At 32.7% G+C, this 2,135-nt stretch carries 2 protein-coding genes; both read right to left on the bottom strand.

The genetic code is table 11. The annotated features are described in order from the left end of the window. Positions 1-335, bottom strand: a 335-nt coding sequence (locus tag JHC30_05285; GenBank protein MCI4463566.1) for a hypothetical protein, incomplete at its 3' end; no start/stop codon positions are given. 1 nt (position 336) lies between these two features. Next, a complete protein-coding gene (gene cas10 / locus JHC30_05280) occupies positions 337-2,124 on the bottom strand; it encodes a type III-B CRISPR-associated protein Cas10/Cmr2 (protein ID MCI4463565.1) in 1,788 nt (595 codons plus the stop codon). Positions 2,125-2,135: the final 11 nt, after the last annotated feature.

Raw genomic sequence — 2,135 nt, 5'->3', positions numbered from 1 at the left:
GGAATAGCAAAGAGAAAATCGCTGTTGTTTTTTACTATAAAAACAGGGGAGATTCTTTCAATTATACCAAAATTAGTATCCTGGTCGTTAAGTTTTTCGATTGTTGAAGTTCCTGTAAGTTCTTTTGCATTTTTATCATCTAAATCAGGGAATAAAGGATTCTTTTTTGAAACGATTCCATTTTGAACGAGAATTGTATTCCTCAGGCAGCCAAGGACTGTTGTTGGCTGGGGGAATTTTAAAGATTCAGCATAAAAACTTTCCCCAAGCGAATATGAACCTCCAAAAAAGAACCTTCCTATGGGAGTAAACTTAACAAGATATTGTTTAGACATATTATTCCTCCCCGTATAAAAATTTTATAAATTTTATTTTCTCAAGAACTTCTTCCATACAGGCAATTCTTTTTTCATAAGGACTTTTTTCATCTGAAGTTCCGCTGTTATCGGACAATTTGTCACCACAACCTTGCTTATCAAAATTAATACACGGTAACATAACTTTTTCAAGGTATTCTTTAACTCTATCCAATCCCTGTTTATATTTTTCTAAGTGTTCTGGCTCATTAAAGTTATTCTCAAAGAAATTAGAAAGGCTTTTTTCATCTGTTATATAAGATAAGAGTTCGCTAAATCTTGAAAGATTGTAAAATAAGCCTTGAGGAATTTTAATTGTATCACTTAAAACATCGCTAATTAGTCTTCCAAAAAGGGTGATTTCATTATTTTCTTTGTCTTTATCATCAAATTTAAAGGCGATCTCGTGCTTATCTCCTGAATGCACCGTGTAAGTAATTGCAAGTGCATTTTTTTCACACTTTTGCTTTGCTACACCAAATAACTCGTTCCTTGCATCTCTTAAGGCAATGGAAAGTGGGAACTTGTAATAGACAATATTTATTCCAATTGATAGTGTAGTCCCATAACCACATAAAACCTCGCTGTACTTATTGTGCAATTCTTTAGCAAGGTTAAAAACATTCTTGAAATTTCCGTCTTCCATATTTACTGCAACTGGTGTTAAAGCGAGGATATCGTCTCCACCAATATAGATAGGATAACCTTCATAATCTTTAATTATTCTCTCTGCTTCTTCTGAAAAATCAAGTAACTTCTGAGAAAGTTCTTCAATTTTATTTTCATTAAGTTGCTTTAGCGTTTCTCCAAGGTTATCCCCATCTGCCTGGAGAATTGCAAAATATTTAAAGTAATCTTTTTTTAGATATTTTTTGATCTCTTTACTATCTCCATATACCTCTTTATAAGTATTTTCAATATCCTTATATTCGAAATCTTTTTCAAAGTTATCAGTCTGATTTTTTAGTTCATTTCTTACTTTTTCCGTAAGAAGTTCTTTTGCAGATATTTCAAGAGTTGATGGAAACTTAAAGTTGGTTTTTCCGATTTTTTTCTTTACTTCATCGCTAAATAGGGCAAAATGTTTTAAGAAACACATAGGGCATAGAGGTTCCTCTTCGGGTTCTTCTTTTTCCTTTGTATAGATGTATGCCTTTATGGCTGCAGGCAAAACTTTACAGACATAACAGGTCGATTCATTTACTCCCGTTTTGAATGTTCTATTTTCCTCCATTGAATCGAGAAGGCTATTTACGAAAGCAAAAGGCTTTTTTACGGTATCTCCGATATTTAATTCATCTTTATCTATATCTACGACAACAAAGTTACGCTGAATATACCAGCTGAGGAATTCTTTTACTTTGTCCTTACCATCAGGAGTTAAATAGTTTCTTTTGATTTCTTCGTTCTGTCTGTTTTTAACTAAGTCATCAATTATTTCTGCAAAGTAATTAATGGTGTTGTCTGAAGCCTTTTCTATTATTTCAAAAAGTTTTTCTTTATCTAATGACGAGCACAAAATAAATCTGTCGTGATATTTGCCAGTAGGAGATTTGTTAAGTCCAAATGGCTTTTTAATATATGGTGAGAGGAAATGGATATTTTTATTGTCGGACTCTAAAATTTCCTCAATTAGTTTTTCCATAAACCAGGAAAAGAAATAAGAGCCAAACCATAGCTCCCTTGTTTTTCTTGCGCTTCCGAGAACTTCGTAAATAGGGCCTATTGTAAAACCGGCATATGTTTTAGGCTCACAATTATTTTCCATTACTACCTCCT

Origin of the sequence: Caldisericum sp., from assembly GCA_022759145.1 — a bacterium.
Lineage (GTDB): Bacteria > Caldisericota > Caldisericia > Caldisericales > Caldisericaceae > Caldisericum.
Note: the sequence above shows the minus strand (reverse complement) of the source record. Positions and strands in the feature narration are given on the sequence as shown.